The sequence below is a fragment of the Pseudonocardia sp. ZF1 genome (assembly GCF_056835605.1).
The window spans coordinates 905,585-932,036 of the sequence record NZ_JAJNBY010000001.1 but is presented as its reverse complement, the minus strand read 5'-3'; the positions used below and the strand labels follow the sequence as shown (position 1 = coordinate 932,036).

24 protein-coding genes, 1 tRNA gene and 1 pseudogene are annotated in these 26,452 nt (G+C 74.7%); 11 read left to right on the top strand and 15 right to left on the bottom strand.

Features of this window, described 5'->3' with window-relative positions:
- Positions 1–4: 4 nt before the first annotated feature.
- The 3 genes from ZF1_RS04720 (at position 5) to ZF1_RS04710 (ending at position 1,585) form a co-directional block, all read left to right on the top strand.
- On the top strand, positions 5–499 hold the full coding sequence (locus tag ZF1_RS04720; RefSeq protein WP_405419318.1) for a hypothetical protein: 495 nt from the start codon (positions 5–7) through the stop codon (positions 497–499).
- A gap of 238 nt (positions 500–737) precedes the next feature.
- Entirely contained in the window at positions 738–1,271 is a 534-nt protein-coding gene (locus tag ZF1_RS04715; RefSeq protein WP_482636582.1) for a putative immunity protein, read from the top strand.
- Between the two features lie 29 nt (positions 1,272–1,300).
- Complete coding sequence (locus tag ZF1_RS04710) at positions 1,301–1,585, top strand: putative quinol monooxygenase (RefSeq protein ID WP_208818807.1); 285 nt, start codon at positions 1,301–1,303, stop codon at positions 1,583–1,585.
- A 155-nt stretch (positions 1,586–1,740) separates the two neighbouring features.
- Here the strand turns inward: ZF1_RS04710 and ZF1_RS04705 are convergent, their stop codons facing one another.
- The gene (locus ZF1_RS04705) at positions 1,741–2,295 is read right to left on the bottom strand and encodes a dihydrofolate reductase family protein (protein WP_208818806.1); all 555 of its coding nucleotides are present in this window, start codon (positions 2,293–2,295) and stop codon (positions 1,741–1,743) included.
- A 5-nt stretch (positions 2,296–2,300) separates the two neighbouring features.
- The gene (locus ZF1_RS04700) at positions 2,301–2,939 is read right to left on the bottom strand and encodes a dihydrofolate reductase family protein (protein ID WP_482636581.1); all 639 of its coding nucleotides are present in this window, start codon (positions 2,937–2,939) and stop codon (positions 2,301–2,303) included.
- A gap of 340 nt (positions 2,940–3,279) precedes the next feature.
- On the opposite strand from ZF1_RS04700, the gene ZF1_RS04695 reads away from it, so the two are divergent.
- A complete protein-coding gene (locus tag ZF1_RS04695; protein ID WP_345647661.1) occupies positions 3,280–4,332 on the top strand; it encodes an IS110 family RNA-guided transposase in 1,053 nt (350 codons plus the stop codon).
- A 350-nt stretch (positions 4,333–4,682) separates the two neighbouring features.
- Entirely contained in the window at positions 4,683–6,026 is a 1,344-nt protein-coding gene (locus tag ZF1_RS04690; RefSeq protein WP_482636580.1) for a PP2C family protein-serine/threonine phosphatase, read from the top strand.
- Between the two features lie 234 nt (positions 6,027–6,260).
- Here ZF1_RS04690 and ZF1_RS04685 read toward each other — a convergent pair whose 3' ends face one another.
- The 3 genes from ZF1_RS04685 to ZF1_RS04675 form a co-directional block, all read right to left on the bottom strand.
- A complete protein-coding gene (locus tag ZF1_RS04685; protein WP_346108009.1) occupies positions 6,261–6,560 on the bottom strand; it encodes a DUF1905 domain-containing protein in 300 nt (99 codons plus the stop codon).
- Positions 6,561–6,775: 215 nt separating this feature from the next.
- On the bottom strand, positions 6,776–7,300 hold the full coding sequence (locus ZF1_RS04680) for a hypothetical protein (RefSeq protein ID WP_482636579.1): 525 nt from the start codon (positions 7,298–7,300) through the stop codon (positions 6,776–6,778).
- Between the two features lie 605 nt (positions 7,301–7,905).
- Positions 7,906–7,979: transfer RNA gene (locus tag ZF1_RS04675), tRNA-Leu, on the bottom strand.
- A 33-nt stretch (positions 7,980–8,012) separates the two neighbouring features.
- Here ZF1_RS04675 and ZF1_RS04670 point away from each other — a divergent pair.
- Positions 8,013–8,831 (top strand): class I SAM-dependent methyltransferase, encoded by an 819-nt coding sequence (locus ZF1_RS04670; RefSeq protein WP_482636578.1) that lies wholly within the window; start codon positions 8,013–8,015, stop codon positions 8,829–8,831.
- 101 nt (positions 8,832–8,932) lie between these two features.
- Here the strand turns inward: ZF1_RS04670 and ZF1_RS04665 are convergent, their stop codons facing one another.
- Positions 8,933–9,649 carry a uracil-DNA glycosylase gene (locus ZF1_RS04665; protein WP_482636577.1) on the bottom strand — a complete coding sequence of 239 codons (717 nt, stop codon included), beginning with the start codon at positions 9,647–9,649 and terminating at the stop codon, positions 8,933–8,935.
- Complete coding sequence (locus ZF1_RS04660) at positions 9,646–10,599, bottom strand: Ppx/GppA phosphatase family protein (protein ID WP_251785847.1); 954 nt, start codon at positions 10,597–10,599, stop codon at positions 9,646–9,648. The genes ZF1_RS04665 and ZF1_RS04660 overlap by 4 nt, the downstream gene beginning before the upstream one ends.
- Before the next feature lie 86 nt (positions 10,600–10,685).
- Here ZF1_RS04660 and ZF1_RS04655 point away from each other — a divergent pair, with 86 nt between their 5' ends.
- On the top strand, positions 10,686–12,329 hold the full coding sequence (locus ZF1_RS04655; RefSeq protein ID WP_482636576.1) for an acyl-CoA dehydrogenase family protein: 1,644 nt from the start codon (positions 10,686–10,688) through the stop codon (positions 12,327–12,329).
- Here ZF1_RS04655 and ZF1_RS04650 read toward each other — a convergent pair.
- The 3 genes from ZF1_RS04650 to eno form a co-directional block, all read right to left on the bottom strand.
- Positions 12,326–12,850, bottom strand: coding sequence for a DUF501 domain-containing protein (locus ZF1_RS04650; protein WP_062400304.1), 525 nt, complete (start codon positions 12,848–12,850; stop codon positions 12,326–12,328). The genes ZF1_RS04655 and ZF1_RS04650 overlap by 4 nt on opposite strands.
- Positions 12,851–12,854: 4 nt before the next feature.
- Positions 12,855–13,454 carry an FtsB family cell division protein gene (locus ZF1_RS04645; protein ID WP_073577652.1) on the bottom strand — a complete coding sequence of 200 codons (600 nt, stop codon included), beginning with the start codon at positions 13,452–13,454 and terminating at the stop codon, positions 12,855–12,857.
- 170 nt (positions 13,455–13,624) lie between these two features.
- On the bottom strand, positions 13,625–14,920 hold the full coding sequence (gene eno, locus ZF1_RS04640) for a phosphopyruvate hydratase (RefSeq protein ID WP_062400300.1): 1,296 nt from the start codon (positions 14,918–14,920) through the stop codon (positions 13,625–13,627).
- Positions 14,921–15,073: 153 nt separating this feature from the next.
- Between eno and ZF1_RS04635 the strand changes: the two genes are divergently transcribed.
- From ZF1_RS04635 to efeB, 4 genes are all read left to right on the top strand, one after another.
- Positions 15,074–15,484, top strand: a complete 411-nt coding sequence (locus ZF1_RS04635; RefSeq protein ID WP_043279643.1) for a tetratricopeptide repeat protein — start codon at positions 15,074–15,076, stop codon at positions 15,482–15,484.
- A 133-nt stretch (positions 15,485–15,617) separates the two neighbouring features.
- The gene (gene efeU / locus ZF1_RS04630; RefSeq protein WP_482636575.1) at positions 15,618–16,442 is read left to right on the top strand and encodes an iron uptake transporter permease EfeU; all 825 of its coding nucleotides are present in this window, start codon (positions 15,618–15,620) and stop codon (positions 16,440–16,442) included.
- A 44-nt stretch (positions 16,443–16,486) separates the two neighbouring features.
- The gene (gene efeO, locus ZF1_RS04625; protein WP_482636574.1) at positions 16,487–17,635 is read left to right on the top strand and encodes an iron uptake system protein EfeO; all 1,149 of its coding nucleotides are present in this window, start codon (positions 16,487–16,489) and stop codon (positions 17,633–17,635) included.
- Positions 17,632–18,861, top strand: a complete 1,230-nt coding sequence (efeB, locus tag ZF1_RS04620; protein WP_482636573.1) for an iron uptake transporter deferrochelatase/peroxidase subunit — start codon at positions 17,632–17,634, stop codon at positions 18,859–18,861. The genes efeO and efeB overlap by 4 nt, the downstream gene beginning before the upstream one ends.
- Positions 18,862–19,094: 233 nt before the next feature.
- Here efeB and ZF1_RS04615 read toward each other — a convergent pair.
- The 5 genes and pseudogenes from ZF1_RS04615 to ZF1_RS04595 all read right to left on the bottom strand — a co-directional run.
- Positions 19,095–19,205, bottom strand: a pseudogene (locus tag ZF1_RS04615) (lytic murein transglycosylase); the annotation flags it as partial.
- A gap of 519 nt (positions 19,206–19,724) precedes the next feature.
- Positions 19,725–20,651 carry a nucleoside triphosphate pyrophosphohydrolase gene (locus ZF1_RS04610; protein WP_062400292.1) on the bottom strand — a complete coding sequence of 309 codons (927 nt, stop codon included), beginning with the start codon at positions 20,649–20,651 and terminating at the stop codon, positions 19,725–19,727.
- Complete coding sequence (locus tag ZF1_RS04605; protein WP_476653845.1) at positions 20,651–21,574, bottom strand: SurA N-terminal domain-containing protein; 924 nt, start codon at positions 21,572–21,574, stop codon at positions 20,651–20,653. Before ZF1_RS04605 ends, ZF1_RS04610 begins: the two co-directional genes overlap by 1 nt.
- Before the next feature lie 13 nt (positions 21,575–21,587).
- Positions 21,588–25,157: a S41 family peptidase gene (locus ZF1_RS04600; RefSeq protein ID WP_482636572.1), complete on the bottom strand. Its 3,570-nt coding sequence runs from the start codon at positions 25,155–25,157 to the stop codon at positions 21,588–21,590.
- Positions 25,154–26,341, bottom strand: a complete 1,188-nt coding sequence (locus ZF1_RS04595) for a type III PLP-dependent enzyme (protein ID WP_482636571.1) — start codon at positions 26,339–26,341, stop codon at positions 25,154–25,156. Before ZF1_RS04595 ends, ZF1_RS04600 begins: the two co-directional genes overlap by 4 nt.
- Between the last annotated feature and the right edge of the window lie 111 nt (positions 26,342–26,452).

The following is a 26,452-nucleotide window of genomic DNA, read 5'->3' as shown; positions in this document are numbered from 1 at the left end:
GGCGGTGCGCCCCTGGTTCCCGCTCCTCGCCGGTTCGGTGTTCTACGCGTTCGCCCTGGTGTGGGCGGCCGGTGAGCTCCCCGAGCACGGGGTGCCGCTGCACTTCGACCCCACGGGCGCGCCGACCGCGTTCGGCAGCCGCGCCTGGTTCCTGACGCTCGGCACGCTGTTCGGGCTGCTCGTCGCCGGGACCGGTGCCGGGCTCTACCGCCTCGTCGCGACCGGCTCGCTGGCGCGGGTGTCGGTGCCGCACCGCGACTACTGGACGGCGCCGCAGCGGATCGGGCGGCTGCGTCGCATGCTCGCCGAGGACATGGGCCGGACCTTCGGCGCGACCCTGTTCCTGCTCACCGTGGTCCCGGTGACGGCGGTGTACGCCACCCGCACCGATCCGCCACGGCTGCCGGTCGGACCGCTCTGGGTGGTGCTGGCGCTGCTGGTCGCCGGGATCGTCGGGTACTGCCTCTACCTGGCGCGCTACCGGTACCGCCCGGCCTGAGCGCCCGTGATCACCGGTCGTGGAGCGCGACGACCGCCTCGCGTACGCGCCGCTCCCCGACCGGTGATCACGCGTCGGTGACGGGCCGGCGCAGGGCGTGCGCAGCTTCTCCGGGGCCGTCCGGCGGGGTCGCCGAGGTGGATCTCGTGGTGGCGGCCGGTCATGCGCAGCCCGGTTCCACCGTCGTCGGCACGAGCCCGTCCTGGCGGAGGTGCGCGCGGTACGGGAAGGTGCGGCGATGGCACGGATCGGACCGGGGGACATCACCCTCACCATGGCCGACCTGCGGGTCGTGACCCGGTTCGCCGCGGAGTGCGCCGCCGAGGCCCTCCCCCTGTTCGACGCGCCCGACGACGGCCGACCCTGCGCGGCGCTCGCCGCGGCGTGGGCCTTCGCCGACGGCGCCGAGCGGTCACGGCTGCAGCGGGTGACCGCCGTCGACGCGGCGCGGGCGGCGAAGGACGCCCACACCCCAGCCGGCAGGCACGCCGCGCTGGCCGCCGCCGACGCCGCCGCGTCCGCCTACCTGCACCCACTGGCGAAGGCCACCCAGGTCGGGCACATCCTGCGCGCGGCCGCCCACGCCGCGCACGCCGTCGAGCTGGCCGACGGCGACGCGCCCCGCAGCGGCGACGCGCAGCTCGACCGTGCCCGGCGGCGCGCGACACCGGAGCTGGTCGACGTCCTGTGCCGCTACCCGCGCGCGGCGGCCGGGCGCAGCCGCGTCGCCGCGCTGATCACCGCGCTGGACGACGCGCTGCGCGACCGATGAGTCCGGGGCCGCGCTGCGGTCTCTCCTGCATGCTGATCGTCGCGGGCCACCTGCTCACCGACCCTGCCGACCGGGACGCCCTCGTCGCCGAGGGGACGCGGGCGGTCGCGCTCGCGCGCTCGGCGCCGGGCTGTCTGGACTTCGCCCTGACCGCGGACACCCTGGACCCGGCGCGGGTGAACGTCTTCGAGCGCTGGGCGTCGGAGGAGGAGCTGCTCGCGTTCCGCGGCTCCGGGCCGGACGGGGACACCGCGGCCCGGATCCTGGGCGCGGACGTGCGGCGCTATGCCATCTCCTCGGTCGGCGACGCCTGACGCCCACGCGCCGCGGGCGCCCCGGCGGGTGCGTCCTTCGGCGAACGCCTCCGGCCGCCCGACGGGCACGAGGTGCCCGGCGCCGTCGACGGTCCCGGTGTGCGGTCCGGGGCGACGGCGGCGGCGCAGGTCGGCGTACCACGCGATGCTCCGGGTCAGCGGACGCGCTGGTAACGCAGGTGCACGGTCCCGCCGTCGAACACGCGCTGCTCCACCAGCCGCAGCCGCAGGTCCGCGCCGAGCGGCAGGTACCGCTTCCCGCCGCCGAGGACGACCGGCACCACCCGCGGGCGGAACTCGTCGATCAGATCCAGCAGCGACGCGGCCAGCCCGGGCCCGCCCACGGCCAGCTCGCCGTCGGTCTCCTCCTTCAGCCGGGCCACCTCCTCCAGGGCGTCGGCGCGGCGGACGAGACGGCACCCGGGCGCGACGGAGGTCAGCGAGTCGGAGAACACCACCCGCGGGATCGCGGTGTAGAGCTGCGCGAACTCCGCCTCCACCGGGTGGCCGTCGGCCCGCTCGGGGGCGGTCCAGAAGTCCTCCATGACGTCGTAGAGGTTGCGGCCGAACAGGAACACCGACGTCGCCCGGGTCTGGTCGTTGGACAGGCGGTGCACCTCCTCGTCGGGGTCGCCGAAGGCGATGCTGCCGGCGGGGTCCTCGACGAAGCCGTCGAGGGACATGCTCATGGAGTAGCTGAGGAAACCCACGGGTGTCAGACCTTCCGGTTCCAGAACTGGTGGATGCGCCCACTCGTCGAGGCGACCGACTCGACCGTGAACCGGTCCTCGACGCCGGTCAGTCCCTCCCACGGGGACACCCCACGCCCCAGGACGATCGGCAGGATCACCACGTGCATGACGTCGACGAGGTCGGCGTCGAGGAACTGCCGGATCGTCGAGGGTCCCCCACCGAGTCGCACGTCGAGGTCGCCCGCGGCTTCCTGCGCGACCGTCAGCACCTCCTGCGCCGACCCGTCGACGAAGTGGAAGCTCGTCCCGTTCGCGAACTCGATCGGCGGCCGCGGGTGGTGGGTCATGACGAACACCGGGGTGTGGAACGGGGGCTCGTCGTCCCACCAGCCCCGCCAGCCGTCGTCGGTCCAGGGGCCGGTCTGCGGGCCGAACTTGCGCCGCCCCATGATCTCGGCTCCGATGCCCTGGGCCCACGTGCTGGTCAGGGCGCGGTCCAGGGTGACGGGGGCCTCCACCCCGCCGATCCCGTGGATGAACCGCCCGTCGAACCCGGCGAAGAGCCGTCCGGCGTCGCCGATCGGGGCGTCGAGGGCCACGTGGTCGCCGGCGGCGTAGCCGTCGAGCGAGATGAACAGGTTGTGCACCCGGGTGCGGGGCATGGGGCCTCCTCGGTGAACACGCGGACCGCGTCACGACGGTGGACCGCAGGGGGCGGCGGAACTCATCTGTGAGTGTCGTATCGGTGCTCCTGGGAGGAGGACCACCAGGATCGGTGCCGGTGACCCAGCGTGACTCCGAACTCATCTGGCCGCTTCGGTGTGCCTTCGTGCCGACGTGTCCGCTGTGGTTGCCGGCACCGGCCTGGCCCACCAGGTTGGCCTGATCAGAAGCCTGTCCGCCCTGCGGCGTGACCCGTCACAGATGTGCCACTCGGTGACTCCACCCAGGCCGGTGCCGACCCGTGACCCGCTCCCTGCAGGAAGGACCGAGCCGGTGCCCATGCTGGCAGAAATGGTCGACGCCGTCGTCGGTGTCGACACCCACCGCGACACCCACGAGGTGGAGATCGCCCTCCCGACCGGGACCCCGGTCGCCACCTGCCAGATCAGCAACGACAGCACCGGCTACGCCGAGCTGCTCGCCTGGATCGTCGACCACTCGCCCGGCCCACGACTGGCCGTGTCGATCGAAGGAACCCGCAGCTACGGACTCGGACTGGCCCGCGCTGTGGCCGCAGCCGGACTGACAGTCATCGAGTGCGAACAGCCCAACCGCAAAGCCCGCCGGGGCAAAGGCAAATCCGACCCGATCGACGCGCACCTGGCGGTGCTGACCGCGCTACAGCTCAACGCCGACCAGCTCCCGACCCCGCGCGCCGACGGCGATCGCGAGGCGCTGCGGATCCTGCTCGGCGCCCGCCACGACCTCACCAGCAGCCACACCGCGCAGACCAACCGGCTCCGCGCGCTGCTGCTCGGCGGTGACGACACCGACCGACGCGCCGCCCGCGCCAGGCTCACCGACACCGTTCTGGCCGGGCTGGCCAGGCGCAGGAGCCCCCGAGATGCCGACCGGGCCCAGGCCGTGCGCCACGGTGAGCTGCGCCGTCTCGCGGTCGCGGTCCGCGAGGGCGCCCGCGCGCTCAACGCCAACCGCGCCCAGCTCCACGCCATCGTCGATGACCTCGTCCCCGGGCTGACCGAGCGCCGCGGTGTCGGCCCGGTCAGCGCCGCCCAGGCGATCGTGTCCTTCTCCCACCCCGGCCGGTGCCGCAACGACGCCGCGTTCGCCGCGCTCGCCGGCACCAGCCCACTCGAGGCAAGCAGCGGACGCACCAAGCGACACCGGCTCAACCGCGGCGGTGACCGGGCGCTCAACCGCGCCGTCCACACCATCGCCCTCACCAGGATGCGCTGCTGCGAGCGCACCCGCGCCTACGTCGAGCGGCGCACCGCCGAAGGCAAGTCCCCCCGCGAGATCCGCCGCTGCCTCAAGCGCTACATCACCCGTGAGCTCTACAGAACCCTCGCCGCAACCATGATCCCTACCTGAGGTCTTGACAGACATAGAAGCGTCGGTCGACGCGGGGTCCGGCTGCCGGCCGGCGTCGTCCGGGGCCGGTTCGTCGTCGAGGCGGGGCGCGGTCCGGCACGGGCCGACGTCCGCAAAGGAGCGCATCGTGGACACCGTCGTGGCCGGACCGGCCGAGCAGCACCGCGTCCTCGACGAGCTGCTCGCCCCGTCGACGCCGGACCGGTCGTCGCGGCTGGAGCGGGAGACCGTGCGCGTGACGGACCCGGCCGTCCTACGCTGTGCCATCGGAGGGCCCCGCACCGATCTCGCGGGCGGGGGTCGGTCCGCCGGGTCGTGGACCGGCCGACCACGTGGGCCAGGAGGCGGTTGTGGGCGAGGCGGTCGTCGGCGGGCCGACCCACGCGGGCGGGTACCCGGACGCCGAGCGGGCCGTGTGCGACCGGGCGCGGCTGCTGGCGCTGGCCAGGACCGGGCTCGGTCCGGCGGCCGACCCCGAGATGGACCGCATCGCGGACTGGGTGCGCCGCGCGCTCGGTGTGCCGACGGCGCTGGTGTCGCTGGTCCAGGTCGACCGACAGGTCTTCCCGGGGATGGTCGGCCTGCCGGAGCCAGCTGCCGCCGAGCGGGCGACGCCGCTGACGCATTCGTTCTGCCAGCACGTCGTCGCGTCGGCGCAGCCGTTGGTGATCCGCGACGCCCGCGCGCATCCGCTCGTGTGGGACAACCTCGCGATCCCGGATCTCGGCGTCGTCGCCTATGCGGGTGTCCCCCTGACCGACGAGCGGGGCAGGGTCCTCGGCTCGCTGTGCGCGATCGACGGGCGACCGCGCGACTGGTCCGACGACGACCTCGCCACGCTGCACGACATCGCCCGCTCCTGTTCGGCCGAGCTCCGGCTGCGGCTGGCCCGGTACGACGCCGGTATCGAGGCCGGGCGCCGCGACCTGGTCGAGCAGTGGCAGCAACAGGTCGTCCGCGAGCTGCAGGCGGCCATGCTGACCGTCCTCCCCGCCATCGACGGGTTGTCGATGGCCGCCCGCTACCGGCCCGCGGACTCACGCCTGAACGTGGGGGGCGACTGGTACGACGCGATCGCGCTTCGCGGTGCCCGCGACCGGGACGGTCAGGCGGTGGCCGTCTCGGTCGGTGATGTGATCGGGCACGACCTCCCGGCGGTCACGCTCATGGGGCAGGTCCGGTGGATGCTGCGCCAAGCGGCGTGGGACCACTCGGCGGGGCCTCCGACGGCGGTCTTCGGCGCCTTCGAAGCCGCCAACCGGGGGATCGGCCCGGGCGCCGCGGGCACCGCGGTGGTGGCCCACATGCACCGCCCGCCGGGCGCCCCGTGGGTGGTGCGCTGGACCAACGCGGGGCACCCCGCTCCCCTCCTGCTGCGGCCCGACGGCCGGACCGAGCTCCTGGCCGACCACGACGCCCTGTTCGGTTTCGCGATCACCGACGGGCTCACGCGCACCGACCACGAGCTGGTCGTGGAACCGGGATCGACGCTGTTCCTCTACAGCGACGGACTGGTGGAGCGCCCCGGTTCCGACATCGACGAGACGACCCGGGCTCTGGTCGCGCTCCTCGACGGTGTCCGCGACGACGGACCGGAGGCCGTCGTCACCGCGGCGATGGAGTCGCTGCCCGAGAACACCCACGACGACGTCGTCGCCTTCGCCGTGCACTTCCACGCGGATCCGCCCGGATGAGGGTGGAGCCCGTGACCCTGCCGGGCGCTCGGAAGCCGATCGCGACGAACACGCCGGGAACGACGGCGAGAACGAGGTCGCGGACCAGCTCCACGACCACGGTCGCGCCCGCCGAGCGGCAGGGCCCGGCGCCGGCCGGGAGGAGGCCCGCCGGCCGGGACCTGGGTACGGCGTGGGGGACGCTGCCGAGCACGAACGCCGCGACCACCGCACCGAGCGTGGCGAGGACGGAGGTCAGTGACGGCCCAGGCGCTCGTCGAGATGGACGGTGACGGTGTCCCCGGTCTGCTTGCCGATCGTCGTCCGCACCGCAGCGGTCACGGGCAGCTTGTGCGTCCCGTCGCCGAGCGCCATGAAGGAACTCCGGAACGGGTGGCCGTCGATCGTGCCCCGGACCTTGACCGGTCCGCGGGTGCCGAAGAACTCGGCCGACCAGTCGGTGCGCAGGTAGACCCACCCGCCCGGTGCGTCGCTCTTCTCGAGCGTGGCGGTGAACGTGTGGTCGAGGGCCTGGGAGGCGACGGGATCGCTCATCGGGTTCTCCTTGTCGGACGGATGTCCACGGGTCGGCCGACCTGGACAACGAGGGAGACCGGCACGGGGCCGGGGAATCATCGACGGCGAAGCCGTGGCGACACCGCAGGCACCACCCCTGCGGCCGGCGCCACGGACAGTCGGTCCGCCGGGGCCGACCGGCTCGCCGTCCCGCCTCGAGGGTCACGAGCGGGCATGCACCACCCCTCCGGGAATCACTGACACGCCACGGTGACGGACTGATTCGTCCCGGTGTTCAGATTGACGTCCGGAACGTATCCGGTCTCCGTGCGGTACCAGAGCGTGCTTCCGACGTTCTGTGAGTTCACGACGTACTCACCCTGCACGCTGCAGAAGAGGTTGATCGATACACCGGAGTTGACCTGCCCCACGGTCGGCGCGGTCGACAACGGATCCGAATAGATGAGAGCACCGTGTCCGGCCGGAACGAGAACGCTCGCGACGAACGGAGCGGGCGCGGCCGACACGCTCGGCTCCGGAGGAGGCCCGGGATAGCTCGACCGAGGTTCTGCTTGGGGAATCTTCGAACCGATGTCGGCCAGACCGAGGACGAGCGCCAGCAGGAGAAGAACCGAGCCGACGGCGAAACAGGCCACTCGCGGACCGCGCCCCACCGTCGGCATGACGGAACCCGAGAACGTGAAACCACCACCTATCAGCCCGACCAGCAGGAGAACGACACCCGCTCCCCCCATCACGACCGACAGCGTCCCGGTCATCGGTTCTCCCTGTTCAGATCCGCCACCGGATTCCCGGCGCCGCCAGGTCGGCCTGAAGCAGATTCCGCGCTCTCCGTCGTGCCGAGTTGTCGTCCAGGTCGGTGACACGTCCGACCGGGGGTCGGGAAGGCGCCGGCCTGCGTTACAGGGCGAGCGGTGGAGCGACACCTCCGACCTCCCGGACACACTCCCGCCCCGCCCCTGGTCCTGGCGGCGGTGTTCGCCGGAGTAGTGCGGACCGGGCACGCACGAGCCGCGACGAGGTGGACCCACCGCTGACTCGGCGTCCGTACGGTCCCCGGCGCACCGCCGTGCCGACACGGCTCGACGCGGTCGGCCCCGTCGACGCCGGTCGCCGAGCGGGCCGGGCACGGCGTCGTCGTCCAGCTGCAGATCCACGCCACGTGCATCTCCGGCCAGGAGGACGCGGCCCGCCAGCGGATCGCCGATGCTTCGGGGAGCCCGGCCGTGGCAGATACTTCGACACGTATTCGACACAGCCACCCGGTGGGCACCGGTTCCCGCCGGTCACAGCCGGACGGCCGCCTCACGGCCTCGACGGGCGAACACGCTGGTCAGGGGCGTAACGTCGCGGTCGGAACGGGTGCCCCCGGTGGGAGTCGAACCCACACCGGTGACCCTTTTAAGGGGCCTGCCTCTGCCGTTGGGCTACGGGGGCGCCGCGACAGCGTAGCCAGGGCGGGAAGGACTCATGCCGAGCACCGAGAAGGTCGACCTCCGGGGCGCCGCGGCGACCCTGCTGATGACCCTCTACATGCGACGCCTGGACGCCCGGTCCCGCCGCCCGATCCTGGGCGACCCGTGGGCGGAGCCCGTCTGGGACCGCATCGACCACGACGTCCACGGCCTCTGGCAGTTCACCGGAGACGTCTCGACCATCGTGTGCCGCGCCGCGATCCTCGACGGCTGGACACGGGAGTTCCTCTCCGCCGAGCCCGCCGGGCAGGTCCTGCACCTGGGCTGCGGGCTGGACAGCAGGCCGTTGCGGGTCGGGGTGCCCTCGACGTGCCGCTGGGTCGACGTCGACCAGCCCGAGGTGATGGAGGTCCGACGCCGGCTCTACGACCTCCCCGACAGCATCGAGCAGGTCTCCGGCTCCGTCACCGACGACGACTGGTGGCCCGCCGTCGACCCGACGCTGCCGACGCTCGTCGTCGCCGAGGGGCTGTTCATGTACGTCCCGGCCGAGGCCGTGCACGCCACCGTCGACCGGGTCGTGGCCGGAACCCCCGCGGCGACGCTGGCGTTCGACGCCGTCGCCCCGTGGACGGTGCGTGCCTCGCGGTGGACGCCGACGTTCCGCGCCGTCGGTACCGAGTTCCGGTGGTCGTGGAGTCCCGCGGAGTTCGCGCACCGGCACCCGTCGCTGACCGAGCGCGACGACATCTCGATCTACGACGAGGTGTCCCTGCGTGAGCCGCGGGTGTGGCTGCGCCCGCTGTTGTCGGCGGCCGGACACCTCCCCGCCATGCAGGACGCGATGCGCCTGCACCGCTTCACCACCGGCTGAGCCCCGGGACCGGGACGCCCGCCGAGATGCAGCTCAGCGGGCGGCGCCCCGTACCGGAACCCCGCTGAGCTGCATCTCGGCGGCGGCAGCGGCGACGACGTTCATCGTCGGATCGGCGACAATCCCGCGGCCAGCGCGGTGTCCGCCAGGACCTGCTCGACCATGGCCGGGGTCAGCCGGCCGGTGAAGGTGTTCTGCTGGCTCACGTGGTAGCAGCCGAACAGCTCCAGCGGCTCCCGGTCGGGCCGGGCCGGGGCCAGCGTCACCGACGCCCCGTGCCCGAACTTCGGGGCCGGCCGCGGGACCGTCCACCCCGCCCCGGCGAGCACCGGCAGCAGCGCCTGCCACCCGAAGCCGCCGAGCACCATGACCCCGCGGACCGTCGGCGCGAGCAGGTCGAGCTCCTGCTCCAACCAGTTCCGGCAGGCGTCGCGCTCCGCCGGGGTCGGCTTGTTCGCCGGCGGTGCGCAGTGCACGGGCGCGGTGATCCGGACCCCGTGGAGCTCCAGGCCGTCGCCGATGTGGGAGGCGGTCGGCTGCGAGGCCAGTCCGACGGCGTGCAGCGCGGCGTAGAGCACGTCGCCGCTGCGGTCGCCGGTGAACATGCGCCCGGTCCGGTTGGCGCCGTGCGCGGCGGGAGCCAGCCCGACGATCAGCATCCGCGCGTCGGGCGGGCCGAAGCCGGGCACCGGGCGTCCCCAGTAGGTCTCGTCGCGGAACGCGGCCCGCTTGTCCCGGGCCACCTGCTCGCGCCACTCGACCAGCCGCGGACAGGCCCGGCACTCGGAGATCCGCTGGTCCAGGACCGCCAGGTTCATGCGATCGATCGCGCGATCCCGTCGAGGATGTCGTGCTCGGAGACGACGACCCGGTCGATCCCGGCGCGCGCATGCAGCTCGTCGGCCAGGGCCTGCACGACCAGCGCCCCGGCACCGATGACGTCGACGCGGCCCGGGTGCAGCGAACCGTGCTTCTCCCGCTCCGCCCGCGACGACCGGATCAGCAGGTCGGCGACCCGGTGCAGGTCCTCGCGGGTCAGCGTCGAGCCGTGCACCTGCTCGCGGTCGTAGGCGGGCAGCTCCTGGGCGATCCCGGACAGCGAGGTGATCGTCCCGGCCACCCCGACCCAGGTCGTCGCGGTCTCGAGCGGCACCGATGCGAACGCCTCGGCCAGCACCTCGGCGGCGACCGCACGCGCGGAGTCGATCTCGGCGTCCGACGGCGGGTCCGAGGGCAGGCAGCGCTCGGTCAGCCGCACCGACCCCATGTCGACCGACTTCGCCGCGGTCACCACGGCGACCCCGTCGCGCAGCTCCCCCACGACGACCTCGGTGGACCCGCCGCCGACGTCGGTCACCACGAACGGGCCGTCGTCGGGGTCGAGGTCGCCGACGGCGCCGACGAACGACAGGCGCGCCTCCTCGTCGCCGGAGATGATCTCCGCCTCGACGCCCAGGGTGTCGCGGACCATCGCGAAGAAGTCCTCGCGGTTCGACGCGTCCCGGGTCGCCGACGTCGCGACCATCCGGATCCGCTCGGCTCCCTTGCGGCGGGCGGCGACGGCGTAGTCGACCAGCGCCACCCGGGTCCGCTCCAGCGCCTCCGGGTCGAGCCGGCCGGTCGCGTCGACGCCCTTGCCCAGCCGCACGATCCGCATCTCGCGGTGCAGGTCGCGCAGCTCCTTCTGCCCGTCGAACGCCTCGGTCACGTCGGCGACCAGCAGCCGGATCGAATTGGTTCCGCAGTCGATGGCGGCGACCCGCGACATCGGCACTCCCTGCTCTCGGCGACCGTCGGGCCTCACCGTAGTCGGGATCGGCCGGTGGAGCCGCCCGTCCGGGTTACCCTCCGGTAATGGCGACGACGCACACCCCGGCCCCGGTGTCCGACCTCGGCACCCACGAGGTCCTCAACCAGGTCCCGCCGCGCTCGGACGGCGACCTGCTCTCCGCGGACCCGGCCGTCGTCGAGGCGCTCGCGCGGGAGGGCGGTGACGCGGCGGCGCTGGAGTCGGTGGCCGCGGCCGTCGGGACCGCGGAGCACCGCGAGCACGCCCGCTCCGCGAACGCCTGCGAGCCGGAGCTGCGCACGCACGACCGCACGGGGCACCGGGTCGACGAGGTCACGTTCCACCCGTCCTGGCACGCGCTGATGCGCACCAGCGTCGGACACGGCCTCGCCGCCGCTCCGTGGGCGGAGGAGCCCGGGACCGGCGCGCACGTCACCCGCGCGGCGGGCTTCTACCTCACCTCGCAGGTCGAGCAGGGTCACCTGTGCCCGATCTCGATGACCTACGCGTCGGTGCCCGCGCTGCGGCACGCGCCCGAGCTCGCCGCCGCCTACGAACCCGGTCTGACCGCCCGCCGCTATGTGCCCGGCCTCGCCGTCCCGGCCGGCAAGGACGGCCTCCTCGCGGGCATGTCGATGACCGAGAAGCAGGGCGGCTCCGACGTCCGCGCCGGCACCACCGTCGCCACCCCGCAGCCCGACGGCAGCTACCGCCTGACCGGGCACAAGTGGTTCACCAGCGCCCCGATGAACGACCTGTTCCTCACCCTCGCCCAGGCCCCCGGCGGGCTGACCTGCCTGGTCCTGCCCCGGGTGCTGCCCGACGGCACCCGCAACGCGATCCGGCTGCAGCGGCTCAAGGACAAGCTCGGCAACCGGTCCAACGCGTCGTCGGAGATCGAGTACGCGGGCGCGGTCGGCTGGCGGGTCGGCGACGAGGGCCGCGGCGTCCGGACGATCATCGAGATGGTCTCGATGACCCGGCTGGACTGCGTGCTGGGCTCCGCGGCGACCGCGCGGGCCGCGGTCACCGAGGCCGCGCACCACGTCGCGCACCGGTCCGCGTTCGGGGCGCGGCTCGCCGACCAGCCCCTGATGCGGGAGGTCCTCGCCGAGCTCGCCGCCGAGACCGAGGCCGCGACCGTCCTGGCGCTGCGGCTGGCCGGCGCCGTCGACCGGGGTGATTCGGCGCTGCTGCGCCTGGCCCTGCCGGTGTCGAAGTACCTGGTGTGCAAGCGGACCTCGACCGTCGTCGCCGAGGCGCTGGAGTGCCTGGGCGGCAACGGCTACGTCGAGGAGTCCGACCTGCCCCGGCTCTACCGGGAGGCGCCGCTGAACTCGATCTGGGAGGGCTCGGGCAACGTCACCGCGCTCGACGCGCTGCGCGCCATCGCCCGCGAGCCGCACGCCGTCGAGGCGCTGCTCGCCGAGATCGACCTCGCCGCGGGAGCCGACCCGCGGCTGGACGCGACGGTCACCGCGCTGCGCGCCGAGCTGGCCGCGCCGGAGGAGCGCCGGGCCCGCCGTCTCGCGGAGCTGGCCGCGCTGGCGCTGCAGGGGTCGCTGCTGGTGCGCCACGCCCCGACGGCCGTCGCGGACGTCTTCCACGCGACCCGGCTCGACGCCGACGGGCCGCTGCGCACGGCCGGGACGCGGCCGGGCAAGGACAGCGTCGGGGTGCTGCTGGAGCGGGCGACGCCGGGGATCTAGAGGCAGGGCGGTCCGGACCGCCACCACTCCCCGATCTCGTCGAGGGCCTCGTCGCCGAACGGGTTCACCCCGGACCCGGCGGCGAGGGCGTGCGCGACGTGCACGTGCAGGCACTTGACCCGGTCCGGCATCCCCCCGGCCGTGACGTCGGGGTGCGTGGCGAGCGGCTCGATGGCGTCGCGCTCGGCGAGGTAGGTCTCGTGGGCGCGACGGTAGGCGGCGGCCAGCTCGTCGTCGACGGCCAGCCGCTCCTCCATCTCCCGCATCCGGCCCTCGGCCTCGAGGGTCCCGATCCGCGACGCCAGCCGGGCGCAGGTCAGGTAGTACAGCGTCGGGAACGGAGTGCCGTCGGGCAGCCGCGGCGCGGTCTGCACGACCGCCGGGTGCCCGGACGGGCAGCGGTAGGCGACCGCGAGGACCCCGCGCGGGGCGCGACCGAGCTGGTCGGCGACGGCGTCGAGGTCGGCCTGGGCGACCGGGCCCGGCTCCAGACCGGGCGGACGGGAACGAGTGCTGCTCACACCGTCATCGTCGCGGGTCGCCCGTGACGTCGTTCCACAGGGTGTGGAACCAGGGCACGCCGGGCTCGGCCTGGCCGTCCTCGACGACCGGCGCCGGCGGGGCCGGGAACTGCACGACGTAGGGGGTCTCCCCCGGCTGGACCATCCCGAGCCGGGACCGGGCCTGCGCCTCGACCTCGGCCGGATCCGAGAGCCGGGCGCGGTCGGAGGACAGCCGCGCGACGTCGGCCTCCAGCGCCTGCTGCCGGTCGGAGACGTCGGCCAGCTCCTGGCGCTGGGCGACGAAGTTGTGCAGCGGCACCGCGACGGTCAGTGCGAGCGCGCAGACCACGATGGCCAGGATCGCGGCCCGCTTCGTCGACGACAGGCCCAGCAGCCCGGTCGTGCGGGCGACGACCTCGCCGGCGCGGGACCGGGCGCGGGTCAGACGGGGCCGGGCGCCCTGCGGTCCGGCCGGCCGCGACCGCGCACCGGAGCCGCCCGTCGACGCGGGGGCGCGCGCCGAGCGTGCGGTCGTGGTCCGCGGCTTGGCCGCGGCACGCCCACGCCCGGTGCCGGTCGTGCGCGCACGAGCGTCCCGTCCACGTCCCCGACGGTCCGCCATGCACCCTCCCGTCCGTCCCGGGTTCCCTCACCCGTCGGTGCCGCCCGTGCCCCTCCGTGGCGACCCGTCCAGCATGCCGCCCGATCGGGCACCGGTGGGGGTGCCGCGCCGGACCGTCCGCAGACGATCCGGGCGGCACCGGCGTCACCGACGGGGGAACGACCGGAGCGTCAGCTCTGGCCGGGCACCTGGTAGCGCGGGAACGCCAGCTCGCCGTTGTAGCGCGCGGCGTCACCGAGCAGCTCCTCGATGCGCAGCAGCTGGTTGTACTTCGCCACCCGCTCGGACCGCGCCGGGGCGCCGGTCTTGATCTGGCCGCAGCCGGTCGCGACGGCGAGGTCCGCGATGGTGACGTCCTCGGTCTCCCCGGAACGGTGGCTCATCATGCAGCGGTACCCCGCGTTGTGCGCCATCGTCACCGCATCGAGGGTCTCGGACAGGGTGCCGATCTGGTTGACCTTCACCAGCAGCGCGTTCGCGGCGCCCCGGGCGATGCCGTCCTCGAGCCGCTCCGGGTTGGTGACGAACAGGTCGTCGCCGACGAGCTGCACCTTGTCGCCGATGGCCTCGGTGAGGCCGACCCAGCCGTCCCAGTCGTTCTCGTCCAGCGGGTCCTCGATGGACACCAGCGGGTAGGAGTCGACCAGCTCGGCCCACACCTCGGACAGCTTGTCCGCGGTGATCTTCTTGCCCTCGAAGGAGTACTTGCCGGCGTCGTGGAACTCGGTCGCCGCGACGTCGAGCGCCAGCACGACGTCGGTACCCAGGGTGTAGCCGGCCCGCTGCACGGCGGCGGCGATCAGGTCGAGCGCGCCGCGGGTGCCGCCCTTGACGTCGGGGGCGAAACCACCCTCGTCGCCGAGGCCGGTCGACAGGCCCTTGTCCTTCAGCTCCGACTTCAGCGCGTGGTAGACCTCCGCGCCCCAGCGCAGCGCCTCGCGGAAGGTCTCCGCACCGATCGGGGCGACCATGAACTCCTGCACGTCGACGGAGGTGTCGGCGTGCGCGCCACCGTTGAGGATGTTCATCATCGGGACCGGCAGGACGTGCGCGTTGGAGCCGCCGACGTAGCGGAACAGCTCCAGGCCCGAGGACTCCGCCCCGGCCTTCGCGACGGCCAGCGACACGCCCAGCAGGGCGTTCGCGCCGAACTTCGACTTGTCCGGGGTGCCGTCGAGGTCGACGAGGCGCTGGTCGACCAGTCGCTGGTCCACCGCCTCGACGCCGACGAGCTCCGGCCCGATCTCGTCGAGGACGGCCGCGACGGCCTTCTCGACGCCCTTGCCGCCGTAGCGGTTCTTGTCGCCGTCCCGCAGCTCGACGGCCTCGTGTTCGCCGGTCGAGGCGCCCGACGGGACCGCGGCACGCGCCAGCGTGCCGTCGTCCAGCGCGACCTCGACCTCCACCGTGGGGTTGCCCCGGGAATCGAGGATCTCGCGTGCCCCGACCTGCTCGATGACCGCCACCGTGACTCCTGTTCTGATCGCGGGTGTCGTCCGGTGCGTCAGCGTAGTCACCGGTCGGCCCCCGGCGGGGGACGCTTGCGTCACCCTGCTCCGCACCGGCGGTCTGTCAAGACCTCGCATCCCGCCCGGATCGCACCTAACGTAAGGGTGACCATGAGCAGTCCCCGTGCGAACCACCAGGACCCGGTCGCGGCGTTCCGCCGTGCCGACCGGCTGCTCTCGCGGCACCGTCCGCTCGAGGCACTCGACGCGCTCCGCCCGGTCCTCGACGCCCACGGTCCGGACGAACCCGGCGACGCCTCGGTGCACCTGCTCGCCGGCCGCGCCTACCTCGACTCGGCACAGCTGCGGAAGGCCGAGGCGGCCTTCGTCCGGGTCGTCGAGATGGACCCGGCCGACCACTACGCGCGCTTCGCACTCGGCAAGACGCTGCAGCGCCAGGGCAGGCTCGGCGAGGCCGAGACGCAGCTGAAGATCGCCTCGGCGATGGATCCGCGCCCGGAGTACCAGGAGGCACTGGGCGAGGTGCGGGCCCGCATCGCGCTCGCACCCGACCGTCCCTGACGTCCGAAAACGGATCTTCCGGGGCGAATGCCGCGCGACACTTCCCCGCTCGATCGGGTGAGGTTAGCCTTCCCGCCCGGCAGCACACCCTCACCTGGTGACTGCTCGTCGTGGTCACGCTGCAGGAGGTCGTATGCTGGGGAACGCGCTCATCGGGCTGCGCGAAGGGCTCGAGGCCGCACTGGTCGTGGCGATCCTGGTCGCGTTCCTGGTCCGCACCGGGCGTCGCTCCGAGCTGCCCAGGGTGTGGGCGGGCGTCGCGCTCGCCGTCGCCGTCAGCGTCGGCGTCACGCTCGGGCTGACCCTGACCCAGCAGGCACTGACCTTTGAGGCCCAGGAGGCGCTCGGCGGCTCGCTCTCGATCATCGCGGTCGGCTTCGTCACCTGGATGATCTTCTGGATGCGCTCGCACGGCCGGACCCTGTCCCAGGAGCTGGAGGGCGCCCTGGACCGGGCCGTGTCGATGGGGCCGTGGGCCGTCGTCGTGATGGCGGCACTCGCCGTCGGCCGCGAGGGCCTGGAGACCGCGATCTTCTTCTTCGCCGCCGCGCAGGCCGCGGGCGAGACGGCCGGGCCGCTGGTCGGGTTCCTGATCGGCATCGCGATCGCCGTCGCGCTGGCGTACGCGATCTACCGTGGCGCGCTGAAGATCGACCTGGGCCGGTTCTTCACCGTCACCGGCTTCCTGCTGATCTTCGTCGCCGCCGGGATCCTCGCCTACGGCGTGCACGACCTGCAGGAGGCCGGGATCCTGCCGGGGCTGACCACGTTGGCCTTCGACGTCAGCGACGTGATCCCCGCCGACTCCTGGTACGGCACGCTCCTCAAGGGGATCTTCAACTTCTCACCGCAGACGACCGTGCTCGAGGCCGTCGTCTGGTCGCTCTACGTCGTGGTGGTCCTGGCGCTGTTCCTGCGCCCCGCCCGCCGGCGCGCCCCCGCCACCACCGACGCCTGAACCCCGCACCGTCCACGGTGTCGACCCCTCTAGGAGAACGCACGATGTCCCCCGTCACGCGCACGGCCGCCGGCCTGGCGTCGCTCACCGTCGCCGGCGCGCTGCTGGCCGGCTGCACCTCGACCGCCCCCACGGCGCAGGGAGCGGGCGACGGCGGCCCGATCACCGTGAACGCCACCGACACCGCCTGCGAGATCTCGACCGCGCAGGCCCCGGCCGGCACCGTCACCTTCCGGATCACCAACGCCGGCAGCAAGGTCACCGAGTTCTACCTCTACGCCACCGGTGACCGGATCATGGGCGAGGTCGAGAACATCGGCCCGGGGCTGTCCCGCGACCTGATCGTCGAGGTCCCCGACGGCGGCACCTACACCACCGCCTGCAAGCCCGGCATGTCCGGCGGCGGCATCCGCGCTCCGTTCACCGTGACCGGCTCGGCGCAGCGTGCCACCGACGCGAACGCCCAGCTGGCCGCGGCCACCGCCGGCTACAAGCGCTACGTCGACTCCCAGGTCGGCGCGCTCGTCCCGAAGACCCAGGAGTTCGCCGACGCGGTCAAGGCCGGCGAGGTCGAGAAGGCCAAGGCGCTGTTCCCGGTCGCGCGCACCTACTGGGAGCGCATCGAGCCCGTCGCCGAGTCCTTCGGCGACATCGACCCGAGGATCGACGGCCGGGAGGACGACGAGCGTGACCCGGGCGTCGGGTTCACCGGGTACCACCGGCTGGAGAAGGACCTGTGGGTCACCGGCCTCCAGCCCGACTCGGCCGCGATCGCCGACCGGCTCACCGCCGACATCACCGACCTGGCCGCGCGCACCCGGACCGTCGAGCTGACCCCGGTCCAGCTCGCGAACGGTGCGAAGGAGCTCCTCGACGAGGTCGCCACCGGCAAGATCACCGGCGAGGAGGACCGCTACTCCCACACCGACCTGTGGGACTTCGCCGCGAACGTCGAGGGCTCCCGCGCCGCGGTCGCCGCACTCCGCCCGACGATCGACGCCAACGACCCCGCGCTCGGCCCGGTGCTCGACCAGCGGTTCGAGGCCGTCGAGACGCTGCTGCAGGGCTACCGGGTCGGCGACGGCTACCGGCTCTACACCCAGCTGACCCCGGAGGACACCCGCGCGATGACCGCGGCCGTCGACGCGCTGTCCGAGCCGGTCAGCAAGGTCGCGGGCACCGTGACGGCATGAGCCCGTGGCACCTGTCCCGGCGACGGCTGTTCGGCCTCGCCGGCGCCGGAGCGGCGCTGGCCGGGGCGGGCGCGGCCGCGGGCTACGGGCTGTCCGGCGCACCCGCCGCCGACGGCGTCGTCGCCTTCCGCGGCGAGCACCAGGCCGGGATCGTCACCCCGGCCCAGGACCGGCTGCACTTCGTCGCGCTCGACCTCACCTCGACCGACCGCGCCGCCGTCGCCGACCTGCTGCGCCGCTGGACCGCCGCGGCCGAGCGCATGACGAGCGGCCGGGAGACCGCCGAGGGCGGCGCGATCCCGGCCAACCGCTACGCCGCCCCGGCCGACACCGGCGAGGCGCTCGGGCTCCCGGCCGCGTCGCTGACGCTGACCTTCGGCGTGGGCCCGGGGTTCTTCGACAAGCTCGGGATCCCCGACCGCCGCCCGCCCCAGCTCGCCGGGCTCCCCCGGTTCCAGGGCGACCGGCTCGACCCGGCCCGCTCCGGCGGGGACCTGTGCATCCAGGCCTGCGCCGACGATCCGCAGGTGGCCGTGCACGCGGTCCGCAACCTGGTCCGCGACGGCTTCGGCGTCACCGAGGTGCGCTGGTCGCAGCTGGGCTTCGGGCGGACGTCGTCGACCTCGACCGGGCAGGCGACCCCGCGCAACCTGTTCGGGTTCAAGGACGGCACGAACAACCTCAAGGCCGAGGAGCCCGATCTGCTCGCGCAGCACGTGTGGGTCGGCGACGAGGGACCGGACTGGCTGCGCGGCGGGTCCTACCTGGTCGCCCGCCGGATCCGGATGCACATCGAGACCTGGGACCGCTCCGGGCTCGACGAGCAGGAGCAGATCATCGGCCGGGACAAGGGTGAGGGCGCCCCGTTGACCGGCACGGCCGAGTTCGACCTCGCCGACCTGGCCGCCACCGGTCCGTCGGGGCCGGTCATCCCGGACGACAGCCACATCCGGCTCGCCTCAGCCGAGGCCAACGGCGGCGCGCGGATGCTGCGGCGCGGCTACAACTTCGTCGACGGCACCGACGGCCGCGGCCACCTCGACGCCGGGCTGTTCTTCGTCGCGTTCGTGCGCGACCCGCTCACGCAGTACGTGCCGATGCAGCGCAGGCTGGCCCGGTCCGATGCGCTCAGCGAGTACCTGGAGCACAACGGCTCGGCGGTGTTCGCGGTCCCGCCCGGCCTCGCCGAGGGCGACGACCACTGGGGACGCGCGCTCCTCGCCTGACCCGCACGCCGCGTCCCACCGGCACGGCCGCGCCCGCCGGGGGCGGGCCGGGCCAGGGGCGGGCCGGGCCAGGGGCGGGCCGGGTCAGGGGCCGGCGGCGCCGGGACGGCGGTGCGCTGCGCGTAGTCCGCGGCGGCGGACCACACGTCGCGGGCGTAGTCGCCCGAGGCGTTGTAGGCGAGCACCCCTCGCCACCAGTCGTCGGCGTCGGCGACGTCGCGCCCGTTCGCGCACAGGTACCCGGCCGCGGCGAGCGCGGCGTCGTCGACCTGCTGCGGGTCGGCGACGCCGTCACCGTTGCCGTCCGCGCCGTAGCGCGCCCAGGTCCCGGGCAGGAACTGCATCGGCCCGACCGCGCGGTCCAGCACCGGGTCGCCGTCGAGGCGGCCGCCGTCGGTGTCGGCCACCCGGCGGGTGCCGCCGGTGCCGTCGAGCGGGATGCCGATGATCGGCGGGTCGACGCGGCCGTCCGGGCCGGGCTCGGCGCCGCGGAAGGTCGCGTGCCGGGACTCGATCCGCCCGACCCCGGCCAGCGTCGCCCAGCTCAGCCGGCAGTCCGGGGTGCGCTCGCGCTGGCGCAGCTCGGCGTTCGCGTAGGCCTGCAGGGTCCGCTCGGGGATCTCGGCCTCGGCCGCGGTCGCCCGGGCCCACGCGACGACGTCGGTGCCCGCCGGCAGCGGCGCGGACGCAGGCGGGGCGGACTGCCTGTCGACCGGGGTCCGGGGCAGCGACGGCCCGAAGTCCGGGCCGGTCGCCAGCGAGACGAGCACGATCAGGGCCAGGATGCCGCCGATGGCCGCGAGCAGCGACTGGGTGCGCACGCTCACACGTTACCGGCGGGTATCACCCGATCGGGGTGGGGGTCAGGGACCGTCCCAGTAGCGGCGCCAGTCCTCGGCGGTCAGCGCGTGCGGGTCGAGCCCGTCGGCGGCGGCGGCCTTCTCCGCCGACCGCACCCGCGCCTCGAACTCCCGGGCGGCCGTGCGGAGCGCGGCCTCCGGGTCGGCACCGCCGAGCTGTGCGGCCGCGGCCAGCCGGAACAGCGCCGCACCGGCACCGTCGTCGGCGGGCAGCAGGTCCGCGGGCAGCCCCGCCTTCGCCGTGCGGGAGGTCAGCTTCGCGGCGAGCGCGACGGCCGGCTGGACCGTCGCGATGCCGTCGACACTGGACTCGCGCTGCTTCTCGGCGCGCTTGAGCTCGTCCCAGCGGCGGTCCTGGTCGGCGGCCGTGGCGACCTGCTCCCCCGCGGCGAACACGTGCGGGTGGCGGCCGACGAGCTTGTCGACCAGCCCGGTCGCGACCTCGTCGATCCCGAACGGGGCGCCGTCGTGCTCGGTGGCGACGCGGGCGTGGAACAGCACCTGCAGCAGGACGTCGCCGAGCTCCTCGCGCAGCTCGGTGCGGTCACCGTCCTCGATGGACTGGTAGAGCTCGTAGCACTCCTCGACGAGGTAGCGCAGCAGCGAGGTGTGGGTCTGCTCGGCGTCCCACGGGCAGCCGCCGGGCGAGCGCAGCCGATCCATCACCGCGACGGCGTCGAGCACCGCGTGCCCGGTGGGCGGCGGCACCGCACCGGGGTGCGCGGCGGCGGGGTGGCCCGCCGGGACCAGCAGCACCGTGCCGTCGGCGAGCCCGGCGGGGTCGGTGCCGGTCCAGTCGGCGGCACCGGCGGCGGCGCCGGCGTCGAGACCGGGCACGGCGAGCACGTCGGTCGCGGAGCGCAGCAGCGGCAGCGCCGCGGCCGGGAGCGCGGCCCCGCGCCGGGGGCAGACGACGACCGTGGCGGCCATCAGGGAGCGGGCGGGGTCGGGTTGCCCGCGGCGACCGGGAACACCACGGAGGCGTCCTCGGCGGTCGGTACGGCGAGCATCTGGATCGGGTCCCACTCGCCGTAGCGGGGGTTGAGCTGCACCCCGGTGCGCAGCGCGGTGGGGGTGAGCATGCGGATGCCGGCCTCGGACAGCGACCGCTGGTCCAGCTGGCCGACCGCGTCGCCCGGGGCGGGGGCGCCGAGGTCGCGCTCGGTCACCCGCACCACGACCCAGCCCTGGCCGCTACCCAGCGGGAACGCCGCGACCCAGCCGGCCGGGATCCCGATCAGCGGGGTGAGCGCGGCCTGCGGGGTCTCGGCCGGGCGGATCGCGAGCCCGCGCTGGGTGGTGCCGGCACCGGCCAGCGCCGTCTCGGCCCGCTGCCCGCCGGCGGCGACCTCACGGGCCAGCGTGGTGGCCTGTGCCCGGTCCTGGGCGACCGCGACGTCCGCGGTCACCGACAGCCGCGGCAGCTCGCGGCGGGCGAGCTCGGACAGGGTCAGCTCGTCCCGGGTGGCGGCCTGCGCACCGCCGACCGCCAGCGACGACTCCTGCACCGCCTGCTCGCCGCCCTGCCGGGCGATCGCCGCGGCGACCTGCTGGTCGGACACGGTGACGCCCTGCTCCGGGGCGGCCAGGCCGATCAGGTCGCGGATCACCAGCTGGGACACCACGGCCCGCCCGATGTCGGCCTCGGACCCGCCCTGGGCCTTGAGACCGTCGACCAGCCCGGGCCGGGTGAGCACCGAGGTGATCGCGGGCTGCACGGTGGCGAGCGGGATCGACGTCTCGCCGACGATCGCGGCTGAGTCGACCCGGCTCGGTCCGGTGCCGCAGCCGGCCCCGGTGACAGCGACGGCCCCGACGATCAGCAGGGCGGCGGTGATCCTGCGAGTGCGCACGGCGGTCAGCCTCTCACGCGATGTGGTGCCGATCTCCCCCGCCCGGCCGACCCGGTAGCGCGGGCCGGGCCGCCGACGGCCGCCCCGCGAGGTCCGGCGGCCGCGCGGGCGGGTGCTCGTCGAGCCGGGCCAGGGCGATCGCGATCGCCCGGTCCAGCTGCGGGTCCCGTCCCGCCGCCCGGTCCTGCGGGGTCACCACCACCTCCACGTCGGGGTCGACGCCGTGGTTCTCCATCGTCCAGCCGACGTCGTCGAACCAGGTGGCGTAGCGGGGCTGGGTCACCAGGGTGCCGTCGACGAGCCGGTAGCGGCTGTCGATGCCGATCACCCCGCCCCAGGTGCGGGTCCCGACGACCGGGCCGACCCCGAGCCGCTTGATGGCGGCGGTGACGATGTCGCCGTCGGAGCCCGAGCGCTCGTCGGCCAGGGTCACCACCGGCCCGCGCGGCGCCTGCTCGGGGTAGGTGGCGGGTGCGCCGTGCCGGGGCAGGTCCCACCCGATGACGCGGCGGGCGAGCTTCTCCACCACCAGCTGCGAGGTGTGGCCGCCGCGGTTGCCGCGCACGTCGAGCAGCAGGCCGTCCTTCGCGGTCTCGCGGGCGAGGTCGCGGTGCAGCTGGGCCCAGCCGTAGCCCATCATGTCCGGCACGTGCAGGTAGCCCAGCCGCCCGCCGGAACGCCCGGCGACCTCGGCGCGCAGCCGGGCCACCCGGTCCTGGTAGCGCAGCTCGTCCTCGGAGTGCAGCGGGCGCACCGCGACGCGGCGGACGGTGCCCGCGTCGGGCCGGTCGGGACCGGAGCGCACGGTGAGCTCCACGGTGCTCCCGGCCGTCGCGACGAGCAGTGGCGCGACCCCCCAGTGCGGGTCCAGCGGGCGCCCGTTCACCTCCAGCAGCACGTCCCCGGCCCGCACGTCGACGCCCGGCCCGGACAGCGGGCTGCGCGCGGCGGGCGCGGAGGTCTCCGGCGGCAGGACGCGCCGGACCCGCCACCCCGGTCCGCCTGCCGGGTCGGGTTCCAGGTCGGCCCCGAGCAGGCCGGGGCGCCCGGTCGGGTCGCCGCCGGCGCCGCCGCCCAGGACGTAGGCGTGCGAGGTACCCAGCTCGCCGTGCAGCTCCCACAGCACGTCGAGCAGGTCGTCGTGGCTCCCGGCCCGGTCGACCAGCGGCCGGTACCGGGCGGTCTCGGCGGCCCAGTCGACCCCGGCCATGTCCTCGACCCAGAAGTGGTCGCGCATGAGGCGGGCGGTCTCGTCGAACATCTGCCGCCACTGGGCGACCGGGTCGACGGTGACCACGAGCCGGCGGGTGTCGATCGTGAACTCGTCGCCGCCCGCGTCGTCCTCGGGTGCCGCGGAGCCGCCCCGGTCGGCGCGCAGCAGCCGCACCGTGCCCCGGTCGCGGACGACGAGCCGGGTGCCGTCGCCGCTCACCGTGAACGACGACGCCGGATCGGCGACCACGGTGACCGTGCGCCGGGCCAGGTCGAACCGCTCCAGCACGGCGCGGTCGGGCTCGGCGTCGTCGTCGGGGAGGCTGTCGCCGAGCACGCCGGTGCCGCCGGGCAGCCGCAGCCACACCAGGCCGCCCCGGACCGCGGAGAGCCGGGTGTAGCGGGCGGCCTCGACCGGCACGCCGACGACCCGGTCGGCCAGCCCCTCGACGTCGACGACGACCTCCGGTGGTACCTCGTCGGCGTCGCGTCCGGACCGGCGACGGCCGCCGCGCGCCCCGCTCCGGGCCTGCGTCCCGGCCCCGGTCGCCGCGGCCACCGCGCGGCCCGCACCGTCGGCGGCTCCGTCGCCGGACGGCTCGGGCTCGTCGCCGGGCTCCGGCGGGGCCGGGGGCGTCGGCGGGGTCGCGGGCGGGTCGTCCGGGCCTTCGTCGGCCGGGTCCACCGGGCGGCCGTCCGGCCCCGCCCCGAACGGCGACGGCGTCCGCGCGGCCAGCGGCACCAGGAACGGCTTCCAGCCGGTGCCGAAGGTCAGGTCGAAGGAGTGCTCGTCGTAGCTGGGGTCGAACACCCGCCGGGACAGGAACGCCAGGTGCCTGCCGTCAGCGGTGAAGACCGGGTCGCTGTCGTGGAAGCGGGCCGGGGTCACCTCGGCGTGCTCGCCGTCGGCGACCCGGGTGAGCACGATCCGCGACAGCCCCTCGGGGGCCGGGTCGCACCAGGCCAGCCAGGCCGAGTCCGGTGACCAGGACACGTCGGAGGGCTCGCCCGCGGTGCCGCGGTGCAGCTCGCGCAGCTCCCCCACCGCCCGGGCCGGGACGGCCTCGTCGACCACGCCGTCGTCGTGCCGGTCGTCGGGGCCGGGCGCCGGGTCCGGTGCGGGATCGGCGCCGGTGTGCAGCACCAGCAGCCTGCCGTCGTGCGTGGTGAGCGCGACGGCGGACCCGTCCGGTGCCGGGGCCAGCTCCAGGACCCGTCCGATGCCGCCCGCGGCGTACCGCGCCCGCTCCGGGGCGTCCGGGAGGTGCGGGTCGAGCGGGGCCACGACCACGGCGTCCTCACCGGTCGCGTCGTCCACCCACACGGCGCGGTGCGTACCGAGCGGGTGCGCGAGCCGGGCCCGCACACCGGGCTCGGCGAGCAGCGCGCGGGCGGGACCGTCGCGGTGGGTGAGCCGGTGCACGGTCCCGCGCACCGACACGATGCTCGTGCGGCCGGTGCGGTCGGGCCGGACCGGGCCGAGGTCGGCGGGCAGCGACGCGCGGAACGGCTCGCGGGCGCGCCGCGGCCCGCCGGGCCGGACGTCGATCCGGCGCGGCTGCGAGGCGGCGGACAGGTCGTCGAGCAGGAAGATCTCCCCGGCCGACTCGTAGACCACCCGGCGCCCGTCGGTGCTGGCGTGCCGGGCGTAGAAGTCGGTGCCGCCGCCGGAGCCGTGGTCGGTGTGCCGGCGCAGGTCGGTGCCGGGGTCGGCGAGCGGGACGGAGTAGACATTCCCCCAGCCCTCGTGGTCGGAGACGAACGCCAGCCGCGGGCCCGACCCGTCGTCGACGATCATGGGGCACTCCAGCTGCCCGGCCAGAGCGGCGAGGACCCGGGTGAACTCGCCCGTCCCGGCGGTGTCGAGCCACAGCCGGCCGGCGCGCCCACCGCGGTAGCGCTTCCAGTGGGCCGCGTCGCGCCCGCCCTCGACCTGGGTGAGCACGGCGGGTCCGCCGGGCTGGTGGGCGAGCGCGGTGAGCGTGCCGTACGGCAGCAGCCGCGGTGCCCCGCCGGTCGCCGGGACCGCGTACGCCCACAGCCGGGAGGTCGCGTCGCCGTGCGCGGACAGCGCGACCACCGCGCCGTCGGGGGTCCAGCCCGCGGCGCGGGTCGGCGCCTCGCCCCACCAGGTCAGCCGGGTGGGCGTGCCCCCCTCGGCGTCGACCCGGTACACCTCGGGTGCGCCGTCGCGCCGGGACGCGAACGCGACGGACCCGCCGTCGGGCGAGAAGCGCGGTGCGGTGACGGGCACCCCGTCCGCGGTCAGGCGGTGGGCCCGCCCGCCCTCGACCGGAGCCGTCCACAGGTCGTCCTCCGCGACCAGGACGACCGTGTCACCCGACAGATGGGGATGGCGCAGGAAGCTCACACGGCGACGTTAGCCGCACGCACCGACGATCCGGGCCCGCCCGCGGCGGGGTCGCCGGTGCAGACGCAGCGCAGCGGGGCGAAGCCGTTGAAGCCCACCGAGGAGTAGCTGGCGGTGTAGGCGCCGGTGTGCAGCAGCCGGACCACGTCACCGGCGCACAGGTCGTCGGGGAACAGGTAGGGGTGCCTGCGGTAGAGCACGTCGGCGCTGTCGCAGGTCGGCCCGGCCAGGACGACCGGGGAGCGGGGGCCGTCGTCGTGCGCGGTGCGGATCGGGTAGCGGACCAGCTCGCTCTCGGTCTCGGCGAGCCCGCCGAAGCGGCCGACGTCGAGGTAGACCCAGCGCGGACCGGCGTCACCGTCCCGGTCGGACACGAGCACGACCTCGCTGTGGAGCGTCCCCCCGTCGGCGACGAGGCCCCGGCCCGGTTCGATCATCAGCTCCGGCCGGTCGTCGCCGAACTCCGCGGCGACCGCCTCGTGGATCGCGTCGCCGTAGTCCGACAGCGGGCGGACCTGCGTGTCGTAGTGCGCGGGGAAGCCGCCGCCGAGGTCGAGCAGGTCGGGTCGCAGCCCGCGGGCGCGGACCCGGCGGAACACCTCCGCGGCGTCGGCGATCCCGGCCCGCCACGCCCCCGGGTCGAGCTGCTGGGAGCCGACGTGGAACGACACGCCCGCGGCGCGCAGACCGGCCGCGTCGGCGTCGAGGAGCAACGACGCGGCCGCGGCCGTCGAGCACCCGAACTTGCGGTCCAGCGGGAAACAGGAGCCCGCGCCGGTGCAGGTGACCCGGACGAACACCTCCGCCCCCGGCGCGCAGCGCGCGATCTTGGCCAGCTCGGCGGCCGAGTCGACGGCGAACCGGCGGACCCCGCTGCGGTGCGCGAACGCGATGTCGCGTTCCTTCTTCACGGTGCTGCCGTAGGAGATGTCCGCGGGCCGCGCGCCGGCCGCGAGGCACAGTTCCAGCTCCGGCCGGCTGGCGACGTCGAATCGCGCGCCGAGACCGACCAGGAATGCGACGAGCCGCGGGGCCGGATTCGCCTTGACCGCATAGAACAGTTCCGCTCCGGGAAGTGCACGTCCGAATTCGGCATACCGTTCCCGGACGGCGTCCAGGTCCAGCACCAGGTACGGAGTGCAGAGTTCGACGGATTCGGTGGAGACGGGCCGGCGATCGGACATCGGACACACCTCTTTCCCGGAAACGGGGGTTCACGACGGAAACGGCGTTCTGATCCGCCGTTGATCCGATCGTAAAACAGTGTGGATCACGCGCGTGGGGTGCCGTGGATC

Excerpts from the sequence above, each read along its gene's own strand:
- ZF1_RS04715 (WP_482636582.1), top strand. The coding sequence starts at position 738 with ATGGCACGGATCGGACCGGGGGACATCACCCTCACCATGGCCGACCTG.
- ZF1_RS04710 (WP_208818807.1), top strand. The coding sequence starts at position 1,301 with ATGCTGATCGTCGCGGGCCACCTGCTCACCGACCCTGCCGACCGGGAC.
- ZF1_RS04700 (WP_482636581.1), bottom strand. The coding sequence starts at position 2,939 with ATGCCCCGCACCCGGGTGCACAACCTGTTCATCTCGCTCGACGGCTAC.
- ZF1_RS04695 (WP_345647661.1), top strand. The coding sequence starts at position 3,280 with ATGCTGGCAGAAATGGTCGACGCCGTCGTCGGTGTCGACACCCACCGC.
- ZF1_RS04685 (WP_346108009.1), bottom strand. The coding sequence starts at position 6,560 with ATGAGCGATCCCGTCGCCTCCCAGGCCCTCGACCACACGTTCACCGCC.
- ZF1_RS04680 (WP_482636579.1), bottom strand. The coding sequence starts at position 7,300 with ATGACCGGGACGCTGTCGGTCGTGATGGGGGGAGCGGGTGTCGTTCTC.
- ZF1_RS04670 (WP_482636578.1), top strand. The coding sequence starts at position 8,013 with ATGCCGAGCACCGAGAAGGTCGACCTCCGGGGCGCCGCGGCGACCCTG.
- ZF1_RS04665 (WP_482636577.1), bottom strand. The coding sequence starts at position 9,649 with ATGAACCTGGCGGTCCTGGACCAGCGGATCTCCGAGTGCCGGGCCTGT.
- ZF1_RS04660 (WP_251785847.1), bottom strand. The coding sequence starts at position 10,599 with ATGTCGCGGGTCGCCGCCATCGACTGCGGAACCAATTCGATCCGGCTG.
- ZF1_RS04655 (WP_482636576.1), top strand. The coding sequence starts at position 10,686 with ATGGCGACGACGCACACCCCGGCCCCGGTGTCCGACCTCGGCACCCAC.
- ZF1_RS04645 (WP_073577652.1), bottom strand. The coding sequence starts at position 13,454 with ATGGCGGACCGTCGGGGACGTGGACGGGACGCTCGTGCGCGCACGACC.
- ZF1_RS04635 (WP_043279643.1), top strand. The coding sequence starts at position 15,074 with ATGAGCAGTCCCCGTGCGAACCACCAGGACCCGGTCGCGGCGTTCCGC.
- efeU (WP_482636575.1), top strand. The coding sequence starts at position 15,618 with ATGCTGGGGAACGCGCTCATCGGGCTGCGCGAAGGGCTCGAGGCCGCA.
- efeO (WP_482636574.1), top strand. The coding sequence starts at position 16,487 with ATGTCCCCCGTCACGCGCACGGCCGCCGGCCTGGCGTCGCTCACCGTC.
- efeB (WP_482636573.1), top strand. The coding sequence starts at position 17,632 with ATGAGCCCGTGGCACCTGTCCCGGCGACGGCTGTTCGGCCTCGCCGGC.
- ZF1_RS04610 (WP_062400292.1), bottom strand. The coding sequence starts at position 20,651 with ATGGCCGCCACGGTCGTCGTCTGCCCCCGGCGCGGGGCCGCGCTCCCG.
- ZF1_RS04595 (WP_482636571.1), bottom strand. The coding sequence starts at position 26,341 with ATGTCCGATCGCCGGCCCGTCTCCACCGAATCCGTCGAACTCTGCACT.